Source organism: Streptomyces sp. NPDC049954 (assembly GCF_040656295.1).
Classification (GTDB): domain Bacteria; phylum Actinomycetota; class Actinomycetes; order Streptomycetales; family Streptomycetaceae; genus Streptomyces.
This window is the reverse complement of the sequence record NZ_JBFALS010000008.1, coordinates 146,288-172,348: the sequence shown is the minus strand read 5'-3', so window position 1 is coordinate 172,348 and position 26,061 is coordinate 146,288. Positions and strand designations below refer to the sequence as shown.

The 26,061-nt window shown below is 72.3% G+C and carries 19 protein-coding genes and 2 pseudogenes; 7 read left to right on the top strand and 14 right to left on the bottom strand.

Going from position 1 to position 26,061, the window contains the following annotated elements:
• Positions 1–52: 52 nt before the first annotated feature.
• Both AB0J21_RS20200 and AB0J21_RS20195 read right to left on the bottom strand, forming a co-directional pair.
• Positions 53–1,408 carry an extracellular solute-binding protein gene (locus AB0J21_RS20200; RefSeq protein ID WP_363147387.1) on the bottom strand — a complete coding sequence of 452 codons (1,356 nt, stop codon included), beginning with the start codon at positions 1,406–1,408 and terminating at the stop codon, positions 53–55.
• A gap of 86 nt (positions 1,409–1,494) precedes the next feature.
• A complete protein-coding gene (locus AB0J21_RS20195) occupies positions 1,495–2,913 on the bottom strand; it encodes a family 43 glycosylhydrolase (RefSeq protein WP_363147386.1) in 1,419 nt (472 codons plus the stop codon).
• Between the two features lie 443 nt (positions 2,914–3,356).
• On the opposite strand from AB0J21_RS20195, the gene AB0J21_RS20190 reads away from it, so the two are divergent.
• Positions 3,357–4,166 carry an RNA polymerase sigma factor SigF gene (locus AB0J21_RS20190; protein WP_363147633.1) on the top strand — a complete coding sequence of 270 codons (810 nt, stop codon included), beginning with the start codon at positions 3,357–3,359 and terminating at the stop codon, positions 4,164–4,166.
• Between the two features lie 376 nt (positions 4,167–4,542).
• On the opposite strand, the gene AB0J21_RS20185 is transcribed toward AB0J21_RS20190, so the two are convergent.
• The 9 genes from AB0J21_RS20185 to paaN all read right to left on the bottom strand — a co-directional run bounded on the left by AB0J21_RS20185 (position 4,543) and on the right by paaN (position 14,194).
• Entirely contained in the window at positions 4,543–6,546 is a 2,004-nt protein-coding gene (locus AB0J21_RS20185) for a beta-N-acetylglucosaminidase domain-containing protein (protein WP_363147385.1), read from the bottom strand.
• Positions 6,547–6,752: 206 nt separating this feature from the next.
• Positions 6,753–7,295, bottom strand: coding sequence for a 1,2-phenylacetyl-CoA epoxidase subunit PaaD (paaD, locus tag AB0J21_RS20180; protein WP_363147384.1), 543 nt, complete (start codon positions 7,293–7,295; stop codon positions 6,753–6,755).
• Entirely contained in the window at positions 7,292–8,152 is an 861-nt protein-coding gene (gene paaC / locus AB0J21_RS20175; protein ID WP_363147383.1) for a 1,2-phenylacetyl-CoA epoxidase subunit PaaC, read from the bottom strand. Before paaC ends, paaD begins: the two co-directional genes overlap by 4 nt.
• A gap of 61 nt (positions 8,153–8,213) precedes the next feature.
• Positions 8,214–8,522 carry a 1,2-phenylacetyl-CoA epoxidase subunit PaaB gene (paaB, locus tag AB0J21_RS20170; RefSeq protein WP_363147382.1) on the bottom strand — a complete coding sequence of 103 codons (309 nt, stop codon included), beginning with the start codon at positions 8,520–8,522 and terminating at the stop codon, positions 8,214–8,216.
• A complete protein-coding gene (gene paaA / locus AB0J21_RS20165) occupies positions 8,519–9,502 on the bottom strand; it encodes a 1,2-phenylacetyl-CoA epoxidase subunit PaaA (protein WP_363147380.1) in 984 nt (327 codons plus the stop codon). Before paaA ends, paaB begins: the two co-directional genes overlap by 4 nt.
• Positions 9,503–9,575: 73 nt before the next feature.
• Positions 9,576–10,436 (bottom strand): 3-hydroxyacyl-CoA dehydrogenase family protein, encoded by an 861-nt coding sequence (locus AB0J21_RS20160; protein ID WP_363147379.1) that lies wholly within the window; start codon positions 10,434–10,436, stop codon positions 9,576–9,578.
• Positions 10,433–11,257 (bottom strand): enoyl-CoA hydratase/isomerase family protein, encoded by an 825-nt coding sequence (locus tag AB0J21_RS20155; protein WP_363147378.1) that lies wholly within the window; start codon positions 11,255–11,257, stop codon positions 10,433–10,435. The genes AB0J21_RS20160 and AB0J21_RS20155 overlap by 4 nt, the downstream gene beginning before the upstream one ends.
• A complete protein-coding gene (locus AB0J21_RS20150; RefSeq protein ID WP_363147377.1) occupies positions 11,254–12,465 on the bottom strand; it encodes a thiolase family protein in 1,212 nt (403 codons plus the stop codon). Before AB0J21_RS20150 ends, AB0J21_RS20155 begins: the two co-directional genes overlap by 4 nt.
• Positions 12,458–14,194: a phenylacetic acid degradation protein PaaN gene (gene paaN / locus AB0J21_RS20145; protein WP_363147376.1), complete on the bottom strand. Its 1,737-nt coding sequence runs from the start codon at positions 14,192–14,194 to the stop codon at positions 12,458–12,460. The genes AB0J21_RS20150 and paaN overlap by 8 nt, the downstream gene beginning before the upstream one ends.
• 195 nt (positions 14,195–14,389) lie before the next feature.
• Between paaN and paaI the strand changes: the two are divergent.
• From paaI to AB0J21_RS20115, 6 genes and pseudogenes are all read left to right on the top strand, one after another.
• Positions 14,390–14,781 (top strand): annotated as a pseudogene (paaI, locus tag AB0J21_RS20140) (hydroxyphenylacetyl-CoA thioesterase PaaI).
• Positions 14,778–16,154, top strand: coding sequence for a phenylacetate--CoA ligase PaaK (gene paaK / locus AB0J21_RS20135; RefSeq protein WP_363147375.1), 1,377 nt, complete (start codon positions 14,778–14,780; stop codon positions 16,152–16,154). The pseudogene paaI and the gene paaK overlap by 4 nt, the downstream one beginning before the upstream one ends.
• A 207-nt stretch (positions 16,155–16,361) precedes the next feature.
• Positions 16,362–18,521 (top strand): glycosyltransferase, encoded by a 2,160-nt coding sequence (locus AB0J21_RS20130; RefSeq protein WP_363147374.1) that lies wholly within the window; start codon positions 16,362–16,364, stop codon positions 18,519–18,521.
• 91 nt (positions 18,522–18,612) lie between these two features.
• A complete protein-coding gene (locus tag AB0J21_RS20125; RefSeq protein ID WP_363147373.1) occupies positions 18,613–19,983 on the top strand; it encodes an NAD-dependent succinate-semialdehyde dehydrogenase in 1,371 nt (456 codons plus the stop codon).
• Positions 19,984–20,048: 65 nt separating this feature from the next.
• A complete protein-coding gene (locus AB0J21_RS20120; RefSeq protein ID WP_363147372.1) occupies positions 20,049–20,762 on the top strand; it encodes a TetR/AcrR family transcriptional regulator in 714 nt (237 codons plus the stop codon).
• Positions 20,759–22,090 (top strand): annotated as a pseudogene (locus AB0J21_RS20115) (MFS transporter); the annotation flags it as partial. The gene AB0J21_RS20120 and the pseudogene AB0J21_RS20115, both read left to right, overlap by 4 nt.
• Before the next feature lie 7 nt (positions 22,091–22,097).
• Here the strand turns inward: AB0J21_RS20115 and AB0J21_RS20110 are convergent.
• The 3 genes from AB0J21_RS20110 to AB0J21_RS20100 all read right to left on the bottom strand — a co-directional run bounded on the left by AB0J21_RS20110 (position 22,098) and on the right by AB0J21_RS20100 (position 26,022).
• The gene (locus tag AB0J21_RS20110; protein ID WP_363147371.1) at positions 22,098–24,035 is read right to left on the bottom strand and encodes a cellulase family glycosylhydrolase; all 1,938 of its coding nucleotides are present in this window, start codon (positions 24,033–24,035) and stop codon (positions 22,098–22,100) included.
• A 134-nt stretch (positions 24,036–24,169) separates the two neighbouring features.
• The gene (locus AB0J21_RS20105; protein WP_363147370.1) at positions 24,170–25,198 is read right to left on the bottom strand and encodes a LacI family DNA-binding transcriptional regulator; all 1,029 of its coding nucleotides are present in this window, start codon (positions 25,196–25,198) and stop codon (positions 24,170–24,172) included.
• The gene (locus AB0J21_RS20100; RefSeq protein WP_363147369.1) at positions 25,195–26,022 is read right to left on the bottom strand and encodes a carbohydrate ABC transporter permease; all 828 of its coding nucleotides are present in this window, start codon (positions 26,020–26,022) and stop codon (positions 25,195–25,197) included. Before AB0J21_RS20100 ends, AB0J21_RS20105 begins: the two co-directional genes overlap by 4 nt.
• Positions 26,023–26,061 lie beyond the last annotated feature (39 nt).

Below are 26,061 nucleotides of genomic sequence, written 5' to 3'. Positions count from 1 at the left end.
GTGGCCCTTCCGCTGGTCCGGCGAAGGCGCCCGCGCGGGGCAGTGGAGGAGATCACTTGGCGTACCTCTGCGCGTTCCTGCCTATGACGGAGTCCATCTTCGAGACGAACGAGGAGGGGGAGGTGTCGCCCTGGACGAGCAGGACGAGTTCCTGCTGGAGCTTGCTGTTGGAAGTGGGGTCGAGCTGGGTGTCCCAGGGCACCGCGACGTCGTCGCCGATGTCGTCCGCGGCGGCGACCGCCCTGCGGTAGAGCGAGGTGGCGTTCTTCGGGATCGCGGTCCGCGCGTCGGAGGTCGGCGCGAGTTCCCCGGCGGCCGCGTACTTCTGCGGGTAGCGGGTGAGCGCGAACTTGAGGAAGTCGCGCACCAGCGGGTCGAAAGTACGGGAGTTGACCGCCATGCCGATCCCGGAAGGGGCCATGAACTCGTCGGCGCCGGTGACCGAGCCCCGGGTGAGGGGGAGGGTGAAGAAGTCGACGTCGTCACGGACGGCAGGGTCGAGAGCGGTCGTCGCCAGGCTTTTCAGCTCCCAGGTGCCGATGTTGTACACGGCGGCCTTGCCGGAGGTGAAGAGATTCTGCGCGTCGGCGTAGCCCACCGAGGAGAAGCCCTTCTGGAAGCAGCCCGCCTTGCCGAGGTCGCTGAGCCAGGTGACGGTTCTGTGTCCCGCCGGGTCGCTGAACTTCGCCTTCGCCTGCTTGAGCCGGCTGATCCAGGACGGCCCCTCGGCGCGGAAGGGCTGGTAGGCGGCGTACCGCTCCAAAGGCCACTGGTCCTGGCCGTCGAGCGCGATCGGCGTGATGCCGGCCTGGTGCAGGGCGCGGCACATCGCTGGGAAGTCGTCGAGCGACTTCGGCGGCCGCACGCCTGCCTTCCTGAAGAGCTCCTTGTTGTACCAGAAGTACTCCGCGCCGTACTCGAAGGGGATCGTGTAGAGCGAACCGTCGTCGAAACGCTGGTAGTCGAGCGCGGCCGGACGGTAGCGGTCGTAGAGGCCGAGGCTGCGCAGCAACTTGTCGGCGTCCATCATCCGGCCGTGATCCGCGAGTTTCCGGGCGAAGGGTGTCGCGTCCGTGTCGAACAGCTCCGGAAGCTTTCCGGCCGCCGCGAGCGTCTCGTACTTCTGGATGTAGGAGGGACGGTCCGGGGTGGTGATGAAGTTCAGCTTGAACCCGGGGTGTGAGGCCGCGTACTCCTTGGCGAGTACGCGCATGGTGTGGATGACGGCTCCGTCGGCCGGGCGGGACAGGAGCCAGGAGATCTCATGGGGGCGCACGGCACCGGACGGGTCGACACGCGTGGCCGCTGCTGCCGCCCCCTCGTCCTCCCCGGCGCAACCGGAGAGGGACAGCATGAGGGACAGGGACAGGGACAGCGCCACGGCCGCCGTGGTGAGCGTTCTTTTCACCGGCGTTCTCCTTCGAACGGTGGGTGCGGGTGACGAATGGTGCGGTGGCGGGAGGAAGAAGGCAGGGGGAGACGGGTCCGGAGACGTCAGCCGGTGGTACCGCGTATGTGGACCCGCAGGCCGAGCAGTTCGGCGGATCCCTCTCCTACGAAGACGCCCAGATTGTGGTGCGAGGTGTCGTAGAGGCGTGTGCTGAGGCAGACCTGACGGTCCAGGACGACGACAGCGAGGTCCTGTTCGATCACTATGTCGAGGGTGTGCCGCCGGCCGCCCAGGTCAGCGGGCCGTTCCAGCTCGATCGCGTGCGGGACGTCGCCGGAGATCTGCCACTGCTCGCCGCCGGTGCGGGGGCGGGGCCAGCGGTCGAGTACGAGCCGTGAGCGGCCGGGCTCCAGGCGCACGACGTACCCCCGGTCACCGTCCTCGCTCGTCCGCAGCAGCAGACCGCACTCGGTGGTGCCGGGGGAGACGTCGAACTCGGCATGGATGGAGCACTGGGCGGGCAGCGGCTCGGTTCCGACCGCGCAGACGAAGCCGTCGTCGGCGCAGAGCGTGGCCGGGGCGATGCCGTGGGGTACCTCTTCGCCGAAAGCGGCGAGGATCTCCTCGGGGAGGGTGAAGGCCAGTGTGCCGTCCGCGTTCTGGACGGCCTCCAGGAGGGACATGGTGCCCGCCCACTGCCACGGCCCCTCGTCGGTGCCGCCCTCCTTGCTGGCGATCCATCCGGCGAAGATACGGCGACTGCCGAACTCCGCCGACTTCGCCGCGTAGAAGGCCCGCCCGTCGACCGTGTCCCGGGGGGGAACACTCCACGGTCCGTCCGGGCTCCTCGCCATGCGATACCGCGTCGTGAAGGACTCCGAGAACTCCGAGTAGACCAGGTACCACCAGTCCCCGAGCCGGAAGACCTCGGGGCATTCGTGCGTGATGTAACGGCGCGGGTCCCAGAAGGGCTCCACAGGCTTCCAGCTCTGCAGATCGCTGGATTCGCACTGCGCGATCACCCCGCGACGGCGCTCGGCGCCTGCACGGTGCCGGGCGGCGATCAGCATCCGCCACACCCCGCGGCTCTCGTCGAAGAACACGAACGGGTCGCGCCAGTCGGCGCTCTCGTATCCCTCCGGAGCGCCGAAGGTGTGCTCGGGGTGCTTGGTCCACGAGGTCAGCGACCCCGTACTTGTGGCGTGCATGACCACCTGCACCGGCTTCCCGTCCGCACCCCGGATCGCCGGGTTCTGCCCCGTGTAGAAAAGGTGCTGCACGCCTTCGTCGTCACGCACCACACTCCCGGTGTAGGCGTTGAAGTCGGCCTCGCCCGCGCCGCCGTGCGGCAGTGCGGTGCCCTCGTCCACGACGTGCAGCAGGTCGCTGGTGCTGATCAGGGACCACGAGGTTCCCGGCTTCGGCACCTCGCGCTGTTCGTGCAGGTAGAAGAGGTGCAGCGCACCGTCCCGTTCGAAGGGGATGACGTCTCCGACCCAGCCGTCGTCTGGCTGAAAAAACACGCGGTCCTGCATAACGCCCTCCTGGTCAAACGATTGAGCATGAGAGTAGAAGCGCTCATCGGCATGGTCAAGCGTTTGCGCACGGCCGTTTAACCCGCCCGGAACAAGCCGGTGATGTCTCGATGGCCCTCGGCTGTCGGGCACGGTCCGTCTGCCCGCCGCCTTCGTGCGGCGCTCACTCGGCGGGGCGGATTCCTTCTCGGGGCCCTCGATCATCGGCGAGGGGCTTCGCCTCAGGTCTTGGCCAGCATTTTCTCGTCGAAATGGTGCCGCATGGAAACTGTTGTCCTCTGCGAAGGGTAGCGTCGCGGGACGGGGGCAGAAGCTCCCCGAGCAACCCACGACGTGAAGGTGATGACGTGAGCGTTTTCCCGTCGACACAGACGTCTCCCGAACAACAGGGCACGGTCGGCGCCGAGGGCGCTCGGCGGTCCGTTGGGGAGCTGCCCTGGATCGAGGACACGGGCAGGATCGCGCCGAAGGACGCGCGGCAACTGTCGAAGCTCTTCCTGGACCGGTTGCAGGTCCTGGAGGAGGGCACGCGCGAGTACCAGTACGCGCGCAACACACTGATCGAGATGAACCAGACGCTGGTGCGGTTCGCCGCGAACCGCTTCCGCAACCGCGGCAACGGTGACATGGAGGACCTCCTCCAGGTGGGCACCATCGGTCTGATCAAGGCCATCGACCGTTTCGACCTCTCCCGCGAGGTGGAGTTCACCTCCTTCGCCATCCCCTACATCGTCGGGGAGATCAAGCGGTTCTTCCGGGACACGACCTGGGCCGTCCACGTGCCGCGCCGCCTCCAGGAACTGCGGGTCGACCTGGCCCGCGCCCAGGAACGCCTGTCGACCGTCCAGGGCCGCAAGCCGACGATCGCCGAACTCGCCCAGGACCTCGGCCTGAGCGAGGAGGAGATCATCGAGGGGCTCGTCGCCTCCAACGGCTACACCGCCGGCTCCCTGGACCTGCCCGTCGACGGTTCCGGCGAGGCCGACGGCTCCGGTCAGACGCTGGCCGACATCCGCGGTGACTGCGACCCCGAGATCGAACTCATCGAGAATCTCCACGCCCTGGCCCCGCTCCTGGAACAACTCGACGAGCGGGAACGGCGGATCATCGACATGCGCTTCGTGCGGGAGATGACCCAGGCACAGATCGGAGCCGAACTCGGCGTCTCCCAGATGCACGTCTCCCGGCTCCTGAACCGCACCCTGACCGCCCTCCGCACCGGCCTGCTCACCGACAACTGACGCCCACAGATCGCGGGGTCCGGACGGGCGGCGGACGCGAGTCCGTCGCCCCGGCGTGCCGCCGCTCCTGCCGGACCCGCGTGTGAGGCGGTCGGACAGGGTGCCCGGCGACGGGGCGGTGTCCGGCCGTCAGGAGGGCGGGGGAGGCCGGGACCGACGGGACGGTTGGCCGCGAGGTTCTTCGCCGCCTGGGACGCCGGAGCGTGCGTGCGGGAGGTGCTCCGGGGAGAGAACCAAGGTGAGCGACGTGGCCGGGTGGCCTCGCGGAATGCTCGGTGGCGGTGTCCCGGACGAGGCCGGTTGTAGTGATGTTCCTCGAAACCGCGCACCGCGAGAACGCCGCCGGGTGCCGGGTCCGGACGCCCGGCGGCGTGTGTCACATCTTCGGCGCCTGTGCGATGAACGTGTCCAGTACCCCGTCGGCCACCTTGACTGGGCCCTGCGGCCGGGTGGTGCCCGGGATGGTGGTGAACGTGGCGGCCCGCTCGGCCAGGTCGGCGGCCCTGGTGAAGTCCGCCTGGCCGCTGCCCGAGTGCAGGGTGGCGGCCAGCCCGTCCAGGGTGGCGTTCAGTGCGCTGCCCCACACGTCGAGGGCGTCCAGCCACGGCTTCGTCTGCGCCAGGAAAGCCGGGTCCCGTACCCCGGCGCGTACCTGCTCCGGAGCCCCGGCCAACACGTCGGCGTACGCTCCGAGCTCTCGCAGCGCGGCTTGCCGACGGGCTCGGCCGCCGCCCTTCCACGCCTGGGAGAAGTCGGCGAGCCGCCTGCTCAGTTCGGGTGCCTGCGGCTGCCAGTCCGTGTCGCCGAAGGTCGGAGCGAGATGTTCGGTGTCGAAAAAGGCCAGCAGGGCCCGGGCGGTGGCCCGGTCACCGCCGGCCAGGTAGTCGGCCGCCGCGCGCCAGGTGCGGTCGGGATCGTAGTCCTCGTCGTTCCAGGCGAACGAGGCTCCGCCGAAGAGAGCTACCTTGCTCGCCGCGGCCTGGTTCATCGGGTTGAGCACGATGCCGCTCAGCGCCTGGTGCAGCCCGGCTTCCCGCTTGTCGTAGGGGGCCATCAGCAGGCGGCCCGTCGTCTGCCCGTAGTCGTTGACCGGATAGTTGTCCCAGAGGAACACCTTGCGTCCCCACACAGCGGAGGCGGCCTCGGCGTCCGCCCTGCTGATCGAGGGCGGAACGACGTCCGTCCCCGTCCACTGCACGACCACCTTCGGGTCCAGCCGCTCGCGCAGCACGGACTTGTAGGCGGAGTCGGCGGTGTCGGAGTACTCGGTGGGCACGAACTGGAGAGGCTCGGCACCGGAGCGGGTGTCGATGAAGTCGTGCTGCACGGTGTTGAGCAGGTCGGCCTGGGCCTGCCCCGCGCTGCCCCTGCCAGGGGCGCCGTACTTCTCCTGGTCGGCGGCGCAGTTCCACTTGGTGTAGCTGATGTCGTCGAGCGCCACGTAGAAACTGCGGGCACCCTGGTCGTAGAGGGTGCCCAACTTCTTCTTGAGGGCGCTGATGTCTCCGGGGTCGCTGTAGCAGACGGAGAGGCCGGGGGAGATCGCGTAGGTGAAGTCGACGTGGTGTGCGTCGGCCTGCTCGATCAGTTCACGCAGGTCGGCCAGTTTGTCGGCGGGGTAGGGCTCGCGCCACTCCTCCCTCAGGTAGGCGTCGTCCTTGGGCGTGTAGATGTAGGTGTTGGCCTTGATGTCGCCGTAGAAGGCGAGCTGGTCGACGCGGTCCGTGTGCGACCAGGGGGCGCCGTAGAAGCCCTCGATGCTGCCGCGATGGGGCATGGCCGGGTGGTCGGTGATCGACACGGCCGCCACGGTGTGCTTCCCGGTCACCAGCTGTCGCAGTGTCTGGGCGGCGTAGTAGACGCCGTCCCCGTCATTGCCGGCGAGCACGATGGTGTCGCCCCGCGAAGCGAGGGAGTAGCCCTCGGCGACCAGGTCGCCGGGTACGGTGCCGCCGGTGGCGTGCAGGGCGTTGGCCACTGCCGGGTCCTGGAGGGAACCGGCCACGACCGTGAGCGCTCCGTGGCCGCGCGACGCCGGGGCGGCGTCTTCGGTCGTACTCGTGTCGATGTCACGCGCCCCGGCCGAGGCCAGCGCCTGCTTGATGGCCTCCGTACTGGGCGCGTCGACGTCGGCGCCCAGGACGAGGCGCACGCGTCGTGGAACACGGAGATCGCGCCCCGCCGACTGCATGCGCTGGGGGGTGGGGGTGACGACGGGCGGGGCCGCCGACGAGGTGCTGGAGGCGGGAGACGCCGCGGTGGCCGGCTGTGCGCCCGCCTGGGCCGGAGCGGAGATCGTTCCGAGGGCCAACAGCACGACGGCGCCGAACAGCGGGAGCCGGGGGGCACGGGGAAGACAGTACGGATGACTTTCACGCATACGGGTCCTGCACCTCCACGGAAGTGGGCCATCACGGTCAGGTGGTGGGGTGGACTCGACCACCATCCCTCCGCGCCAGTGTCAAGATCATGCCAACAAGGGCGTGGGAATAACCTCCTGACGGTACGGCGGTCGCGTCCCCGCGACCGCCGTAACGCGAGGGATCCGCGCTTCCGGCCCTGGTGGTGTGCCGCGGCCGCCGTGCCTCAGATCTCCTTGAAGCGTTCGAAGGGCTCACCGCAGGACCGGCACCGGTGCAGGGCGCGGCAGGAGGTCGCCGAGAAGCGGGAGAGTTCCTCGGTGTCGCTCGCTCCGCACTGCGGGCACGGCACCTCCTCGCGGCGGCGGGCGGGCGACAGGCTCAGGGGTACCGGGCCCGTGCGACGGCGGGGGGCCGGTCCCGGTGGGACGATGTGGTGTGCCGCGAGCGCGGCCCTTCCCTTCCCGGTGATCCAGTCGGTGGTCCAGGGCGGGTCGAGCACGGTCCGCACCCGCGCCTCGCCGTACCCCGCCTCCCGCAGCGCCCGTACCGTCGACGCGCGCATCTCGGCCATCGCGGGGCAGCCCGAGTACGTCGGGGTCAGGGACACGACGAGGGTGCCGTCCTCGTCGTGGGCCACGCCCCGCAGCACGCCGAGGTCCGCGAGGGTCAGCATCGGCAGCTCCGGGTCCCGGACCCGCGCCGCGGCCTCCCAGGCGCCGGCGAGGTCCGCCGGGACCTGGTGCGGAGTGCTCGCCGCCCCGGTCACCACGTCGCTCCGGGATGGGCGCGGGCGACGGCCTGAAGCTCGGTGAGTAGCGGCTCCAGGTGTTCCGTACGGTCACCGGACCTGCCGCTGCCCGGCACCGGCGCGGCGGCGGGCACCGCCAGACCGGCGGCCGTCAGGACCTGCTCCCACACGTCGCGCGTCTCGGTGGCGACCTCCTCGGCGTCGACCCCGAGGGGGGCGGCCGAGGTGTCCTCGGCCAGCTCGCCGAGCCAGGGCGTGACCTCGGCGACCGCCGCCGCCATCCGGCGGCGCGACTCCTCGGTGCCGTCCCCCAGGCGCACCGCCCAGTCGGCGGCGAACTGGCGGTGGTAGGCCAGCTCCTTGACGCCCTTCGCGGCGATCGCCGCGAGCACCGGGTCGGGCGCCGAGGTGAGCCGCTGGAACAGGGACAGCCGCCATGCGGAGCCCGCGAGCAGCCGGGCCACCGAGAACGCGAAGTCGCCGTTGGGCAGTTCGGCGAGCCGGATGTTGCGGAACTCGGCGGCGTCCCGGAAGTAGGCGTAGTGGTCCTCGCCTCGGCCCGTGCCGTCGATCTGGCCGACCCGGGCGTACAGCAGCCGCGCCTGGCCGAGCAGGTCCAGGCCGATGTTGGCGAGGGCCAGTTCGATCTCCAGCTCGGGCGCGGCGGTCACCCACTGCGCGAGCCGCTGCGCACTCACCAGCGCGTCGTCGGCGAGCGCCACGCACAACGCGGTGAGCACCGGCGCGTCCACCCCGGCCGGCAGGCTCGTGTCCACCCCGTGCAGCGGGTCCTCGAAGCCCGTGCCGAAAGCCCAGCGCGCGTCGCCGTCCGCCGAGGAGTCGGCCAGCGACAGATTCAGGTGATCGTCACTCATGTGACCCCTGCTCCTAGATGTACGGAAAGGATGCGATGTGTACGCGAGAACCCGGCGGGCTTCAGATGTGCGGGACGTCCGCGGGGATCTCGTAGAAGGTCGGGTGCCGGTACACCTTGTCGCCGCTGGGTGCGAAGAAGGGGTCCTTCTCGTCCGGGGCCGAGGCGGCGATGGCGTCGCTGCGCACCGCCCAGATCGACACCCCCTCGTTGCGGCGCGTGTACAGGTCCCGCGCGTTGGTCAGCGCCATCCGGTCGTCGGCCGCGCGCAGCGAACCGACGTGCACGTGGTTGAGGCCCCGCTTGCCGCGTACGAAGATCTCGTACAACGGCCAGGAGTCCCGCACCGGCTGCTTCTCGTCCGTGCTCATGCCGCGATCTCCGTCCGCTCACTGCCCGAGTGCTTCGCGGCGTACGCGGCGGCCGCCTCGCGCACCCAGGCGCCGTCCTCGTGGGCGGCCCTGCGCCGCTCCACCCGTTCCCTGTTGCAGGGGCCGTCGCCCTTGATGACCCGCGTCAGCTCCGCGTAGTCGGGGGTGCCGAAGTCGTGGCGCCCCTCCTCCTCGTTCCACCGCAGCTCCGGGTCGGGCAGCGTCACGCCCAGGTGTTCGGCCTGCGGCACCGTCATGTCGACAAAGCGCTGCCGCAGTTCGTCGTTGGAGTGCCGCTTGATCTTCCACGCCATCGAACGCTCCGAGTTCGGGGAGTTGTCGTCCGGCGGCCCGAACATCATCAGCGAGGGCCACCACCAGCGGTCCACCGCGTCCTGGACCATCCGCCGCTGGGCCCCGGTGCCCCGCATCATCGTCATGAGCAGTTCGTAGCCCTGGCGCTGGTGGAAGGACTCCTCCTTGCACACGCGGATCATGGCCCGCGCGTACGGCCCGTAGCTGGTGCGGCACAGCGGCACCTGGTTGCAGATGGCGGCGCCGTCCACGAACCAGCCGATGACACCGACGTCGGCGAAGCTCGGCGTCGGGTAGTTGAAGATCGAGGAGTACTTCTGCCGGCCGCTGATCAGCATCCCGGTCAGCTCGGCGCGGTCCGCGCCCAGCGTCTCCGCCGCGCTGTACAGGTAGAGGCCGTGCCCGGCCTCGTCCTGGACCTTCGCGAACAGGATCGACTTGCGGCGCAGTGAAGGGGCGCGGGTGATCCAGTCGCCCTCCGGCTGCATCCCGATGATCTCGGAGTGCGCGTGCTGGGCGATCTGCCGCACCAGCGTCCTGCGGTACCCCTCGGGCATCCAGTCGCGCGGCTCCACCCGCTGGTCGCGGGCGATGGTCGTGTCGAAGTACTCCTGGAGCCGGTCCTCGGCCCCTTCGGGCGGGGTGACCGCAGCGGTGTCGCTCATGCCCTCACGTCCTTTCGCGGGAACTCGTGCCGGTGCCGGGTGACGGTCAGCTGCCGCTCGACGGTCACGGGGATCAGCTCTCCCATCGGTAGAAGCCCTGTCCGCTGGAGCGGCCCAGTTCGCCCCGGGCCACCTTGTCGCGCAGCAACCGCGGGGGCGCGAAACGTTCGCCGAGGGTGCTGTGCAGGTACTCGGCGATCGCGAGCCGTACGTCGAGGCCGACGAGGTCGGTCAGGCGCAGCGGACCCATCGGGTGCTTGTAGCCCAGCGCCATCGCGTCGTCGATGGCCTCGGGCTCGGCGACGCCCTCCTCGACCATCCGGATCGCCTCCAGGCAGAGAGCCACCCCGAGGCGGCTGCTCGCGAAGCCGGGGGAGTCCTTGACCACGACGTCCTTCTTGCCGAGGCCCGCGGTCCAGGCGAGCGCCCGGTCCACGGCCGACCGCTCCGTTCCGGCCGCCACGACCAGCTCGACCAGCGAGGAGGCGGGCACCGGGTTGAAGAAGTGCATCCCGAGAAAACGGCCGGGACGCGTCAGCGCCGCCGACAGCTCGGTCACCGAGAGGGAGCTCGTGTTGGTCGCGAGCACGGTGTCCGTCCCGACGGCCTTCTCGGCCGCAGCGAGCAGCTCCGCCTTGAGCCCCGCGATCTCCGGTACGGCCTCGACGACCAGCTCGACCCCCTCGGGCAGCCGGGCGAGGCCGCCCACGAAGGACAGGCGCTCCAGGATCTCGGCGGGCGCGGCGGGCAGCAGGCCCCGTCCCCCGGCACGCTCCAGCGAACCGGCGATCCGCTCCCGCACCCTCGCGGCGGCCTCCCTGTCCTGCTCCACCACGGTGACCCGCGTCCCGGCGGTCGCGAAGGACTGGGCGATGCCCGCGCCCATCCGGCCGCCACCGATCACCGCGGCGTACCGCGGTACTTCCGCGCTCATGCCTGGACCTCCTTCCGTCCGCTACCCGACGTGTGCCCGCTGCCGGTGTCCCGGTCGCGCTTCTTGTCCAGGAATCCCGTCATACGGTCCTTCTTGTCCTGCCCCTCGAACAGGACGGCCTGCGCGAGGTCGTCCGCGACCGGGTGCGCCCCGGGGGAGTCCACGACCAGCTTGGTCAGCCGCAACGCCGTCGCGGAGGACTGCGCCATCCGGTCCAGTACGGCGTGCGCGGCCGGCAGCAGCTCCTCGGCCGCCACCACGTCCATCACCAGTCCGCAGCCCAGCGCCGCCCCCGCGTCCAGCGTGCGGCCCGCGAGCAGGACCTGCTTGGCGACGGACTCGCCGACCAGCTCGGGCAGCCGCCAGCAGGCGCCGGCCGCCGCGAGGATGCCCAGGCCCGGCTCCGGGTTGCCGAAGACGGCCTTCGGCCCCGCGATCCGCAGGTCGCACGCGTAGCTCAGCTCCGCACCGCCGCCCAGGGCCCAGCCGTCCACGGCGGCGAGCGTCGGCATCGGCAGCCGCCGCACCCGCTCGAACAGCCGGCTGTTGACGCCCTGGAGCGCCTGGTCCCGGCCGCGCTCCAGCAGCTCCGCGATGTCGGCGCCGCCCGCGAAGGTGCCGCCCGCGCCGGTCAGCAGCAGCATCCGGGGCTCGCGCTCCAGCAGCTCGCACACCGTGTGCAGCTCGCGGACCATCAGGCCGCTGATCGCGTTGCGCGCCTCGGGGCGGTTCAGGGTGACGACCACCCGGTCCTCTCCGGCCTCGACATCCAGGGTCTCGAACGCGGGCAGTCCCGCGAGGCCCGTGCGCACCGTGCTCACACCCGCTCCACGAGGAGCGCCACGCCCTGGCCGACGCCGACGCACAGGGTCGCGAGGCCCCGCCGGGCGTCCTCGCGCTCCAGACGGCCCAGCAGGGTCAGCAGGATGCGGGAGCCGGAGGAGCCCAGCGGATGGCCCAGGGCGATGGCCCCGCCGTCCGCGTTGACCTTGGCCTCGTCGAGCTTGAGGCGGTTGATCACGCCGATGGCTTGGGCGGCGAAGGCCTCGTTCAGTTCGACGGCGTCGAGGCTGTCGGCGGACCAGCCGGCCCGGTCCAGTGCCTTGAGCGTGGCCGGTACCGGGCCGAGACCCATGAGGTGCGGCTCCACACCGGCCGAGGCGGAGGCCACGATCCGGGCCCGGGGCGTCAGCCCGAACCGCTCGACGGCCGCCGCGCTCGCCACGACCAGCGCCGAGGCGCCGTCCGAGAGCGGCGAGGAGGACCCCGCGGTCACGATGCCGCCGTCCCGGAAGACCGTACGCAGTTTGCCGAGCTTCTCCATCGAGGAGCCGGGGCGCGGGCCCTCGTCCCGGGCGACCTCGCCGTCCCGGACGGGAACGGGCACGATCTCGCGGTCGAAGCGCCCCGCCTCCTGCGCGGCCAGCGCCCGCTCGTGGCTGCGCAGCGCGAAGGCGTCTGACTGCTGCCGGGTCGTCCCGTCGAGCGCGGCGACCTCCTCGGCGGTCTCGCCCATGCTCAGCGTGCTGCGCGGCGCGCCGGGGCCCGCGGCACGGTCGGCGGCGGCGAAGCGCGGATTGACGAAGCGCCAGCCCAGCGAGGTGTCGAAGACCTCGCCCGGCTTCGCCCACGGCGTGCCCGGCTTCGCCATGACCCAGGGGGCGCGGGTCATCGACTCGACGCCGCCCGCCACCGCGAGCTGCGCCTCCCCGGCCCGGATCGCCTGCGTGGCGGAGGCCACGGCGGTGAGCCCGGAGGCGCACAGCCGGTTCACGGTGTATCCGGGGACGGTGTGCGGGAGCCCGGCGAGCAGGACGGCCATGCGGGCGACATCGCGGTTGTCCTCGCCGGCCTGGTTGGCGGCGCCGAGGATCACCTCGTCGATCGCCTCGCCGGGGATCCCGGCGCGCCGCACCGCCTCGCCGACCACGAGGGCGGCCAGGTCGTCGGGGCGCACCGAGGCCAGCGCGCCGCCGTAGCGGCCCTGCGGGGTGCGGGCGCCGTCGATCAGGTAGACCTCGTCAGGCACGGTCGCTCTCCTTTTCCGGGGTGGTGACGGGCTTGGGGGTGGTGGCGGGACGCCGGGACTGGAGAACCGCGAACCGGCCCGTGACAAAAGCCGGGTCGGTCAGGGTCGCCGAGGCGGCCGGGTTGGCCTGCGAGCCGTGGAAGTCGCTGAAGGCCGCGGACTGGTTCACGAAGACCTGTCCGGTGAAGTTCTCCGCGAGGTGCACGCCCGCGTCGAGGGCCGCCTCGCGGGCGGCGTCCAGGACCGACGCGTCGGTGGAGTGGACGGTCGCGGTCAGCGCGCCGTACCGCCCGATCGTCTCGCGCAGCAGGGCGAGGGCGTGCTCGGTGGAGTCGGTCGCGATCACGAAGGAGACCGGCCCGAACCACTCACTGCGGAACACCTCGGCGTCCTCGGCGGCGTCCAGGACGGCGACCAGCGGGGTGCGCAGGACGGCCAGCGGGTACTCGGGGTGCTCGACCGGCCTGCCGCCGTACTGGGCGCTGCCGACCGAGCGGGCCCGCTCGACGCGGTCCAGGACCGCGCCGCCCGCGAGGGCGCCGAGCGTGCCGGCGGCCCGCTGCGGGTCACCGAGGAGCTTGTCGAGGGCGCCGGAGAGGTCGGCGGCGAACTCGGCGGGGGTCTTGACGCCCTGGTCGCCGCGCAGGCCGGCGCGGGGCACGTACAGGTTCTGCGGGGTCGTGCACATCTGGCCGCTGTAGAGCGACAGGGAGAACGACAGGTTGCGCAGCAGGCCCTGGTAGTCGTCGGTGGAGTCGAGGACGACGGTGTTGAGGCCGGCCTTCTCGGTGTGCACCGCGGCCTGCCGGGCGTTGTGCTCCAGCCAGTCGCCGAACCGCGTCGAACCGGTGAAGTCCACGATCCGCACGTCCGGGTGGGTCGCGAGCGGCTGGGCGGAGCGGCCCTCGGCCTCCTCGGCGGCCAGCAGCACCAGGTTCGGGTCGAAGCCCGCCTCGGTCAGCACGTCCCGGGCGAGGCGGACGCTGAGCGCGAGCGGAAGCACGGCGTTCGGGTGCGGCTTGACGATCACCGGGTTGCCGGTGACCAGGCTCGCGAACAGCCCCGGATAGCCGTTCCAGGTCGGGAAGGTGTTGCAGGCGATCAGCAACGAGACGCCCCGGCCGACCGGGGTGAAGGTCTTGTCGAGGGCGATCGGCTGGCCCTTGCGCTGCGGCTTGACCCAGGAGGCGGCCGCCGGGTGCTGCTTCTGCGCGGCCCACGCGTAGGCCACCGCCTCCAGGCCCCGGTCCTGCGCGTTGGCGCCACCGGCCTGGAAGGCCATGACGAAGGGCTGGCCGGTCGTGTGGTGCACGGCGTGCGCCATCTCGAAGCTCGCCGCGTTGAGCCGCGCGAGGATCTCGGCGGCGACCCCGGCCCGCTCGTCGGGCGTGGCGCGCCGCCACGCGCGGCCCGCCGCCTTGGCGACGGCCACGGCCTCGGCCGGGTCCACCTTCGGGTAGGTGATGCCGAGCTTCAGCCCGTACGGGGAGACCTCCGCGCCCACCGCCCCTGCCTCGCCCGGGTGGCCGGGCAGGTCGAAGGGCCTCTCCAGCCGGGCGCGGAAGGCCGCCTCACCGGCTGCGGGCGCCTCCTCGCCGTAGACCGACTTGCTGGGCGACTCCGGGTAGGCCGAGAAGTACCCGCGCTCCGTCACGGCCTCGGCCGCCTTGCGCAGCAGCCCCTCGTGACGTGCGAAGAAGTCGGTCCTGGCCGTACGGGAAGCAGACATGAGACCCCTTGACAGGCTGTTCGGATGCTGAATTACTGACCCCGTCGAAAGCTAACCGAATGTTCGGTCGGGCAGCAAGGGTGGTGAGCGCCCGTGGGACGTGGCAGTGACACGAAGCCGGTCGAAACGCACCATGTGAAGGCGGGAGATCCCGGCGCCGCGGCGGCGCCGCCGGATCCGGGTCCCGAGCGGGCCATGTGGGCGAGGGACGCCGCCTCGCAGGGGCTGGGAAGGGAACTGCTGTCGGCGGGGGACGGCGCCGCCCGGGTCCGCATGACGGTGACCGCAGCCATGGTCAGCGGCCACGGCGTCGCCCACGGCGGCTTTCTGTTCACGCTCGCCGACACGGCCTCCGCCCTCGCCTGCAACAGCCGCGGTCCGGTGACCGCGGGGCGGGCGCCGACATCGATTTCTTCGCCCCCGCCTTCGAGGGGGACGTCCTGGTCGCCGGGGCGAGGGAGCGCACCCGGTTCGGCCGCAGCGGTCTGTACGGCGTACGCGTCGAGCGCGACGACCCCCGGCACGGCGTCGTCGTCGAGTTCCGCGGCCGCAGCCGCGTGATCCGGGGGGTGGAGGAAACAGCATGACGTTCACCGAGGCCGGTACGACGGAGTCCTGGCCGGACGAGCCGCCCACCGGGAAGGCCCCGCGCCGGGGAGAGCCGCTTCCCGAGGAACTGCGCGACGCGGCCGAGCGGATGAGCCGCGAGGAGATCCGGGCGCTCCAGCTGGAGCGGCTCCAGCACACCCTGCGCCACGCCTGGGCCAACGTGCCGCTGTACCGCCGCAAGTTCGAGGAGGCGGGCGTGCGCCCCGGGGACTGCCGGTCCCTGGAGGACATCGCCAGGTTCCCCTTCACCACCAAGGCGGATCTGCGCGACACCTACCCCTTCGGGATGTTCGCGGTGCCGCAGAGCGAGGTCCGCCGCGTCCACGCCTCCAGCGGCACCACCGGCCGGCCCACCGTCGTCGGCTACACCGAGAAGGACCTCTCGAACTGGGCGGACCTCGTCGCTCGCTCGCTGCGCGCGGCCGGGGCCCGTCCCGGCGACAGACTCCACAACGCCTACGGCTACGGGCTGTTCACCGGCGGGCTCGGCGCGCACTACGGAGCCGAACGGGCCGGCTGCACCGTGATCCCCGCCTCCGGCGGCATGACCGCCCGCCAGGTGCGGCTCATCCAGGACTTCGAACCCGGCATCATCATGGTCACCCCCTCGTACCTGCTCACGCTGCTCGACGAGTTCGAGCGCCAGGGCGTGGACCCCCGGTCCACCTCGCTGCGCGTGGGCGTCCTCGGGGCCGAGCCGTGGACGGAGGAGATGCGCCGCGAGATCGAGGAGCGCATGGACATCCACGCGGTCGACATCTACGGCCTCTCCGAGGTCATGGGGCCCGGCGTCGCCCAGGAGTGCGTGGAGACCAAGGACGGCCTGCACGTCTGGGAGGACCACTTCCTGCCGGAGGTCGTCGACCCGGTCACGGACGAGGTCCTCGCCGACGGCACCTCGGGCGAACTGGTCTTCACCTCGCTGACCAAGGAGGCGCTGCCGGTCATCCGCTACCGCACCCGCGACCTGACCCGGTTGCTGCCGGGCACCGCGCGGCCCGGGATGCGCCGGATGGAGAAGATCACCGGACGGTGCGACGACATGATCATCCTGCGCGGGGTGAACCTCTTCCCGAGCCAGATCGAGGAGATCGTCCTCCAGACCCCCGCGCTCGCCCCGCACTTCCAGGTCAGGCTGAGCCGCCGGGGCCGCATGGACCACCTCACGGTCCGCGTCGAGGCCCGCCACGACACCGCCTCCCCGGCGCGCGAGAGCGCGGCCGCCGCCGTGGGGCAGCGGATCAAGGAGGTCATCGGCGTGAGCGTCGCCGTCGACGTCGTCGACCCCGACACCCTGGAGCGTTCGGTCGGCAAGATCCGCCGCGTCATCGACGGACGCGACAAGGGCTGACCGCAGGGAACCGCCCCCGTAGCGCCCCCGCGGGGGCGCTACGCGCTCGGCCGACGAACCCGGCGTGACCGCGCCGACTGCCGCGCGCACGCCCTTTCAGTGTGACGCGCCTTACTCCTGACCCCCGCAGGGCAACCTTTCGGATCCTTGTTTGTCTGACAACCGGATATACGTGTGCCGGATGTACAGCTTGGGGGAGGCCGCCGAGTGAAGATCGCTTTTCTGATCCACAACGCCTATGGGATCGGCGCGACCATCCGGGGCACCGCCCATCTGTCGGCCGCGCTCGCCGAACGCCACGAGGTCGAGGTGGTCAGCGTCCACCGCGTCGCCGACGTTCCCGCCCTGCCCTTCGACCCCCGGGTCCGCGTCGGCGCCCTCATCGACATGCGCGAGGGCACCCCCGGCTACGAGGGCGACCACGTCCTGAACACCGGCACCCACCGCATGTTCCCCGACCCCGCCGTGGAACGCGGCCGGCTGCGCTACCGCACCCTGCACGACCTGCGCCTGACCGAGTGGCTGGCCTGGACCGACGCCGAGGCCGTGATCGCCACCCGGCCCCTGCTCAACGGCTACCTCGCCCGGCACGGCAGCGACCGCTACCTCCGCATCGGCCAGGAACACCGCTTCCTCGACGCCTACGGGGAGCGGCTGCGCGCCGACCAGAACAGCGCGATCGGCTCCCTGGACGCCTTCGTCACCCTGACCGAGGCCGACGCCCGCGCCTACCGCGCCGCCCTGCCCACCGCCGCCGACCGGGTCCACGCCGTCCCGCACGGCGTCCCCGCCACCGCGGCGCACGAGTCCACCCGGGAGTCCAGGACCGTCGTGGCGGCCGGCCGGCTGGTGCCGGGAAAACGCTACGACCGGCTCATCGACGCCTTCGCCAAGGTCAGCGCGGAGCGCCCCGGCTGGAGCCTGCGCATCTACGGCCGCGGCCCCGAGCACGGCGCGCTGCGCCACCGCATCGACAGCCTCGGCCTGTACGACCGCGTGTTCCTCATGGGCGCCGTCACCTCGATGGAGACCGAGTGGGCCAAGGCCGCCGTCGCCGCCGTGAGCTCCGACGAGGAGCCCTTCGGCCTGGGCATCGTGGAGGCGATGCGCTGCGCGGTGCCCGTCCTCGCGACCGACTGCCCGCACGGCCCCGCGACGATCATCGAGCACGACCGCAACGGGCTGCTCGTCCCCCTGGCGGGAGGTACCGACGCCTACGCCCAGGCGCTCGCCTCCCTCATGGACGACCGCGCGCTGCGCCACCGCCTGGGCCGGGCCGCCGTCCCCCGCGCCGCCCTGTTCGACCCGGCCGCCACCGCCGAACGCTACGAGGAGATCCTCCGGTCCGTCGAGCAGCGCCGGGCCCGCGAGCGCGCCGAACTCGACGCGCTCACCCCGAGCCGGGGCCGCGCCGCCAAGGCGGTCGTCGCCCCCAGGGAACCGGCCGCCCGCCGTCCGCGCCGACGCCCCCGCCGCGGCGCCGGCCCCGAGCGGGGCGCGTCCTCCCTCCCACGCCCCGCGGGGCCGCCCGCCGCCCGGGCCAGGATCGTCTTCGACGGCGCCCTGGAGATCGCCCTCAGCCCCGATACCCTCCCCGCCGGTCCGCTCGACTTCCTGGCCCGCCTGCGCCACGACCCCGAGGGCAGGGAACTGCGCCTCCCGCTGCCCGGCGAGGGCGAGCCCAGAGTGCTGCTGGAGCGGCGCGCGCACCGCCTCGCGGAGGGGCGCTGGGACACCTACCTCGTACACCGGGACACCGGAAAGCGGCGCCGGCTGCGGGCCCTGCTCGTCGAGCAGGCGGCCCTCCTCGAACTCGAACCCGTCGTCGACGCCGAGGGACTCTCCTCCTGGGTCCCCTACCGCACGGCCGACGGCTACCTCGCCGTACGCGCCTGGCAGCGCCCCGCGCACGCCGAGATCCGGGCCGTGGAGAGTGGCGAGTCCGGACTGCTGGTCAGCGCACGGCTCCACGGCGCGGCGCGGCTGCCCGCCGAGGGCGCGACCGTCCGGGCACAGGCCCGCGACCCGAGGACGGAGAGCTTCACCCTGACCGCCCGCGACCACGGCGGCGGCTCGTTCTCCTTCTCACTGCCCTACGTCATGCCGCTCACCGGCCGCCGCGCCGCCGAGGACGTGTGGGACTTCGCCCTGCTGCCCGAACCGGACTCCGAGCCGATACCCGTCGGCCGGGTCCTCGGCGACGTCGTGGACCGCAAGCGGACCGACATCCTGCCCGAGACGCTGCTGAGCCACCCGGAGCGCGACACCACGACCCGTGTGCGCCCCTTCTTCAACGTCAAGGGCGACCTCTCGCTGCTCGTGCGCGACCGGGTACCCGCGAGGGCCGACACCGTGCCCCTCGACTGACGCAACGGGAGGGCCCCTGCTGGACACGGCCCCGGGGAACGGTGAGACGGTGGCTGAAGAGCCGTACGAGCACCGCACCAGAAGGGACACCATGACCGCATACAAGGTCGTCAACCCCGCCACGGGAGTGACCGAGCGCGAGTACCCCGAGGCCACCGACGCCGAGATCCAGGACGCCCTGGACCGCTCCCACCAGGCCTTCCTCGCCCGGCGCGACAGCGAGGTGAAGGACAGGGTGGCCGTCCTGGAACGGGTCGCCGCCCTCTACGCCGAGCGCAAGGACGAACTGGCCGCGATCATCACGCGGGAGATGGGCAAGCCGGTCGCCCAGGCCCGGGGCGAGATCGACATCGTCGCCTCCATCTACCGCTACTACGCGAAGAACGGCCCCGGCTTCCTCCAGGACGAGGAGCTCGACGTCGTCGCCGGTGGCAGCGCCGTGGTCCGCAAGGAGGGCATCGGCCCGCTGCTCGGGATCATGCCGTGGAACTTCCCGTACTACCAGGTGGCCCGGTTCGCGGCCCCCAACCTGATGCTGGGCAACACCATCCTGCTCAAGCACGCCCCGCAGTGCCCCGAGTCGGCGCTCGCCATGGAGAAGATCTTCCAGGACGCGGGCCTGGCCGAGGGCGCGTACATCAACCTGTTCGCGAGCAACGAGCAGGTCTCCGACATCATCGCCGACCCGCGCGTGCAGGGCGTGTCCCTCACCGGTTCCGAGCGGGCCGGCGCCGCCGTGGCCGAGCAGGCGGGGCGCCACCTCAAGAAGGTCGTCCTCGAACTCGGCGGGTCCGACCCCTTCCTGGTCCTGGAACCCGCCGACCTAAACCGCGCTGTCAAGACCGCCTTCTTCGGCCGCTTCGGCAACGCGGGCCAGGCGTGCAACGCCGCCAAGCGCATCATCGTCCTGGCCGACCAGTACGAGGAGTTCACCGCCAAGTTCGCCGAGACGGTCAAGGGCGTGACCCCCGGCGACCCCGGCGACCCCAAGACCTTCATGGGCCCGCTCTCCTCCGAGCAGGCGGTACGCAACCTCGCCGCACAGATCGAGGACGCGGTCGAGAACGGTGCGACGGTCCTCACCGGCGGCAAGCGCGTCGAGCGCGAGGGCGCCTGGTACGAGCCGACCGTGCTGACCGGGGTGCGCCCCGGGATGCGGGCCTTCCAGGAGGAGCTGTTCGGCCCGGCGGCAGTGATCTACAAGGTGGACACCGAGGCCGAGGCGGTCGAGCTGGCCAACAACACGCCGTACGGTCTCGGCGCCTCCATCGCCGCCGACGAGGAGCGGGCGTTGCGCGTCGCGGAACAGCTCGACACCGGCATGGTCTACATCAACGAGGCCGGCGGCACCGCCGCCGAACTCCCCTTCGGCGGGGTCAAGCGCTCCGGCATCGGCCGCGAACTCGGCAAGTACGGCATGGAGGAGTTCGCCAACAAGAAGCTGGTCCGCGTCAAGCGCTGAACCACCAGAAGCGCCGTCCCGACCACGCATAGACACTGTCTACCCACTTTTGGTAGACAGTGTCTATGCGTGGTGACAGAGAACAGCCGAAGGGGCGAGTCCCGGCAGAAGCCCCCCTGCGGGAGCGGCTGGTCGGTGTCGGTGTCGACCTCGTACTCGAAGGGGGCGTCGAGGCGCTCGGCCTGCGGGAGATCGCCCGCAGGGCGGGCGTCTCGCACGGCGCACCGCGCCGCTGGTTCCCCACCCACCGCTCGCTGCTCTCGGCGATCGCCCGCAGTGGCTTCACCGACCTGGCCGAGCGCCTGGAGCGGGCCGCCCCGCAGGACTCGCCCGCGAGCGCCCGCGAACAGATCGACGCCCTGGCCCGCGCCTACCTCGCGTACGCCCGGGAGCGGCGCGGCATGTTCGAGCTGATGTTCCGCCACGAACTGCTCGAAGGCGGCGCCCAGGCCCCCGCAGACCACGGGACCGCGTCACCGAGCGGGCAGACCGAGGGGGTGGCGCGTCCGGCGGCGCTCCCGCCGCTGCGGGAGACCAGCCTGCCCCTCCTGTGGCGGCTCGCCTCCCTCGTCGCCCGGCACCGCGCCGAGCGCGGACTGCCGGGGGCGCCCGTGCCCGAGGTGGCGGCGGTCGCGCTCTGGTCCAACCTGCACGGACTCGCTCAATTGCAGGGCTGGGGCAGCCTCGATCCCGCCCTCGGGGCGGGCCCCGGGGGGAACGGCGAGGAAGCGCGGTTGCTGACCGCCGTACTCGACGCCCACCTGGCCGGGCCCGCGTGAAAGGGGACGCCGGGCCTCCCGCCTGGCCGGTGCTCGCCGCGAGCGTCACCGGGGCCGCCCTCGTCGCGCTCGACGGCACGGTTCTGCTGATCGCCCAGCCCCGGCTCGGCGCCGAGTTCGGCGCGACGGCGGCCCAGGTGCAGTGGACGAGCACCGCCTACCTGCTGGCCGTCGCCGCGCTGCTCGTCGTCGCGGGGCGGCTCGGCGACCGCTGGGGACACGTCCGGCTGCTGCGCCTGGGCTGCCTCGGCTTCGCCGCCGCCTCCGCCGGTATCGCCCTCGCCCCCGGGCTGGGCTGGATCGTGGCGCTGCGCGCCGCCCAGGGAGTGTGCGGCGCGCTGTTGCAGCCCGCGACGCTCGCCCTGCTGCGCACCGCCTGCCCGCAGGACCGGGTCCCCGGCGCGGTCGCGCTGCGCACGGCGGGCATCGGGATCGCCTCGGCGGCGGGCCCGCTGGTCGGCGGGGCGCTCGTCGCCTCCCACGGCTGGCGCGCGGTGTTCGTCCTCAACGTGCCCGTGGCCCTTGCCGTCCTCCTCGTGACGACCGCCGTACGGGTACCGGCGGCCACCGGGCCCCGCCCCGCCCGTCCCCGCGCCGGTCTGCTCGGCTCGGCCCTCCTGGTAGCACTGCTCGCCGCCCTCGTGCACACGCTGTCCACCGTGCCGCGGGCCGGCTGGGGCGGCGGCGCCGTCCTGCTCGGCCTGGGCGGGACGGCGGTCCTGGGCGCACTGCTCCTCGCGCAGCAACGACGGGCCGCGGCACCCCTGTTGCCGTCCGCCGTGGCCCGCTCACGTCCGGTCGCGGCCTCCCTCGCCCTGCTCCTGGCCTCCTCGGCCGCACTCCAGGGAACCCTGTTCCAGGCCACGTTCGTCCTCCAGGAGTCTCGCGGTCTCGGACCGTTCGACGCCGCCCTGCGCATGGCACCGCTCACCGTGCTGATGGTGCTCGGCGCCCCGGCCGTCGCTGTGCTGCTGCGCCGCGCGGGCCCACGCCGAACGGCGCTCGGCGGCAGCGTCCTGCTGGTCCTCGGCGTGGCGGCCGTGACCGGCGGCGCGCGACACGGCGGGACCGGGCTCGTCCTCGGAGCCGGGGCGGCGCTGCTCGGCGCCGGCTTCACCGCCGTCATGGTCACCGCCACCGGGGCCGTCGTGGCCGAGGTGCCCGCCGGCTACGCCGGGACCGTCGGCGGGCTCAAGCAGAGCGCCGCCACCCTCGGCCCCGTTCTCGGAATCGCCCTGGCCTCGGGCCCGCCCGCCGCGCACGCCACCGCCGGACCCCTGCTCGCCGCCCTCGCGGCCCTGGGAATGCTCCCGGCCGCCCTGCTGCCGGGCCGGCTCAGACCAGCCCCAACACCCGTACCCCGTACGGGGCGAGCGGCACCTCCCGTACCGGTTCCCCCGAGTCCAGATCCCGCAACGCGCGCCCCCCGCAGTCCGGACGTACCTGCGTCTCCTCGGCGCTCTGACTGACCAGCCACACGAAGGCGCGGCCGTCCTCGTGCACCAGGACGTCGGCGGCCACCTCGGGCGTTCCCGTGCGCACCGGTCGCCGGGCGCCCGAGAGTTCGGCGAGCGCCGCGTACAGGCGGTGCGTCTCCTCGGGGTTGACCCGCGCGGTCCTCGCCGCCATGTGCTCCAGCGGGTAGGTCGCCAACACCGTGTGACCCGAGCCGAGTTCGTGCACCAGCAGGGCCGGGCGGCCGTGTGCGTCGACGGCGACCACCCGGGCCCCGGCGGGCACCACGGGCAGATACGCCCTGCTGTCCTCGTTGCCCGCCACCGCGAACCGCAGCACCTCACCGGCCGGGATCGAGCCGAAGTCCTCGGTGAAGGTCATCTCCAGGACCTCGTCCTCGATGGGTTCCGCCACCCCGTACGTCAGTTGCTGCTCGACGCCGAACAGCCCGTCCAGGCCGTGGAACCAGGGGCCCCGGGTCGTCGGGTGCTCGCCCGAGCAGAAGGACAGGTACACCGTGGCGCCCGCCCGCGCCCGCTCCTCCAGGGCTCGCCGGCCCCGCGTCGTCAACTGCCGGGTGGCGGGCAGCAGATACAGCCGGGCGTCCGGGTCGATCCCGTCCGCCTCCCTGGTCAGTCCCACCGGCAGGTCGGCGGCGTGGGCCGACACGTACGCCTGGTGCAGCGAGGAGAAGATGAGCGGCCGGTCGGCGGGCCGGCTGTAGGGGTAGCCGCGCTCCAGGAAGGCCGGCACCACGAGCGCGGCGTCCGTGTCGCAGCGGCGGCAGTGCGGGAAGTCCACCGCCTTCAGGGTCGCCGCGAAGGAGGCCAGTTCGCGCAGGGGCGGCTTGGGCCGGCCGGAGCCGTCGGTGATGCCGAAGTGCATCTCGAAGGGGTGGTGGTCGTACGGCGACTGGTCCCACAACTCGTCGTAGTCCGTGTTGTTCCACGCCATCCAGCCGCTCGCCCCGCCCAGCAGCGAGTTGTGCAGCGTCTGCCGGTAGTAGACACCGGCCGCCGCCGCCGACACGGTGTCCGTGGACAGGCCGAACTCCTCCAGCACCACCGGCTGTCCGGTCACGGCGGCCAGTTCGCACTCGAAGGCCGCCCGGTAGTGCTGACGCGTCCGGTCGGTGTCCGAGCGGTAGACGTGCGGGCCCACGAAGTCGACGTACTCGGCGGTCTGGCGCAGCGAGAAACCGTTGTCCCGGCCGGTGACCTCGATCCCCCAGGCCCCGTCGCCCAGCGACACCGGCTGCGTCCCGCCCGCCGCGCGCACCGCGTCGCACATGAACTGCGCCCAGGCCGTGACGACGTCGCTGGAGGGCGGGTCCACCTGGTAGACGCGGCCGTACCCGGGCATCTCGTTGGTGATGAGCCAGCCGGTCACCGCCGGGTGGTCCTTGAAGCGGCGCGTCATCTGCGACACGAACCAGGCCTGCCGTCCCAGCAGCCACACGTCCTCGTACAGGTCGCGGTCCCCGCGCCAGGCCGGGTCCCAGTTCTCGCCGGACATGTGACCCACGATGAAGGTGGGCACCGTGCCCATGCCCTGTTCCGTGTGCGCGTCGAGGAAGTCCCGGAAACGCGCGCACAGTTCCTCGTCCACCCGGTGCGGCTCGGGGTGGAAGTCGGGCCAGTAGAAGAAGGAACGGGTCATGTTCAGGCCGTGCTCGCGCAGGACGGACAGCTCCTCGCGGACCGTCCCCGGATCGTAGGAGCGCCACATCAGCGGACCTCCGGTACGCGACCAGAAGTTGGCGCCGAGCCACGGCAGGACCGCGGAGTCGTGGGTGAGCTGAACGCTGTGACGTCGCATGAGGCTGTGCGGGTCCTTCGTGTCGTGGCGGGAGTGGCGGGAGTGGCGGGAGTGGCGGGAGTGGCGAGTCGTGGCGGGAATGGCGGGAGTGGCGAGCCGTCGGCAGGCCCGTGCGGGCCGCGGGGGAACGGCGGTCAGCGAGGCGTGTGCGGGCCCGTCGACTCACGCACCACCAGCCGGGGGCGGCCGGTGAGCGGGGCGTCGGGAAGCTCCGGCTCGCCGATCTGACGCAGCAGTTCACGGGCCGCGGCGGCGCCGACCTGCCGCACCTGCTGGTCGACGGTGGTCAGCCGCGGGTGCAGCCACCGGCCCAGCGGCAGGTTGTCGTACCCGACGACGGCGAGGTCCTGCGGCACCCGCAGCCCCCGGCGCTGTGCTGTGCCGATGCCGCACACCGCCATCGAGTCGTTGGCGTACACGACGGCGGTCGGCGGCTGCGCGAGCGCGAGCAGGTCCTCGGTGGCCCGGACGGCGGCCGCCTCGGTGAAATCGGTGTGCACGACCCGGACGGGCCGCAGCCCCGCGTCCGCCAGTTCGGCGAGCACGGCCGCCCCGCGCAACCGGGTGTGCAGCAGTTCCTCGGGACCCGCCACACACGCGATCCGGCGGTGCCCGAGGGCCAGCAGGTGACGCACCGCCTCCCGCACCCCCGCGTCCTGCTCGGCCAGGCCCACCGCGGGCACGGCGGACTCCTGGCCGCCCGCGCCCAGCAGCACGGCGGGCAGACCCAGCCGGCGCAGCAGCGGGGGCCGGGGGTCGTCGGCGCGCGCCTCGGTCAGCACCGCCCCGTCCACCCGGCTGCCCGCCGCCAGCCGTTCGTACAGCGCGTTCTCCTCGCGTACGTCGTCCACGAGGTGCAGCAGGAGCCCGTAGCCGCGTGGTGACAGCTCGCCCTCCAGGCCCGTGATCAGCTCGCTGAAGTGCGGGTCGGCGCCGAGTACGTCGGTGGGCCGGCGCACCACCAGGGCGAGCGTCCGGGTGCGCGCCCGGCGCAGCGCCGCCGCCGAGGCCGAGGGCGACCAGCCCAGCTCGCGCGCGGTGTCGAGGACCCGTCGACGGGTGGCCTCGGAGAGTCGCCCGGTCCCGTTGAGCGCCTGCGACACGGCCGCCGTGGAGACCCCGGCCAGCTCCGCCACCCGCTTGATCGTCGGCCGCCCGCTCACATCTTCACCGCCCCGGCCACGAGGGCCTGTTGCATCCGCTTCTGGAGCACGGTGTAGACGACCCAGACCGGAACCAGGGTCAGCACCGTGCCCGCCGTGAGCACACCGTAGTCGGTGCCGGTGATCGACTTGAGCGTGGGCAGCGCCACCTGGACGGTACGCCGCGAGGGGTCCGGACCGATGATCACCAGTGAGTACAGGTACTCGTTCCAGAAGGTCAGGAAGTTCATCAGCAGGATCGTCGCGATCCCCGGCAGGCACATCGGCGTGTACACGTGGCGCAGGACGGCGAAGGTCGAGGCGCCGTCGATGCGCGCCGCCTCCTCCATCTCGGGCGGGATGGTCCGCATGAACTGCACCAGGATCACCACCGACAGCGGCATCGCCGTGGCGGGCAGGAACAGCACCATGAAGACCTGCGTGTGGAACAGGCCGGTGGCCGCCGCGAGCAGGAAGGTCGGGAACAGCGCGGCGAAGGTCGGAATGAGAAACCCGAGCGAGAAGACCCCCTCGATCACCGCGCCCAGCCGCCCCGTGGCCCGCGCCAGCGCGAACGCGGCCGGCAGGGCGAGCGCCACCGTCAGTACCAGGGACCCCACCGTCACCAGGCCCGAGTTGACGATCGCCAGGCCGAGATCGGCATCGCCGAAGGAGGAGGTGAAGTTGCCGGGCGACAGGGACGTCGGCAGCGAGAAGGCGTTCGAGAAGATCTGGTCGTTCGTCTTGAACGACGACACCAGCAGGTAGTACAGCGGGACGAGCAGCAGGGCCGCGTACGCCCAGGCGAGGACGTGCGCGGGCAGCCAGGACTTGCCGTGCTTCACGGGAGCAGCTCCGTTTCGGGAGGGGGCACGCGGTGCGCG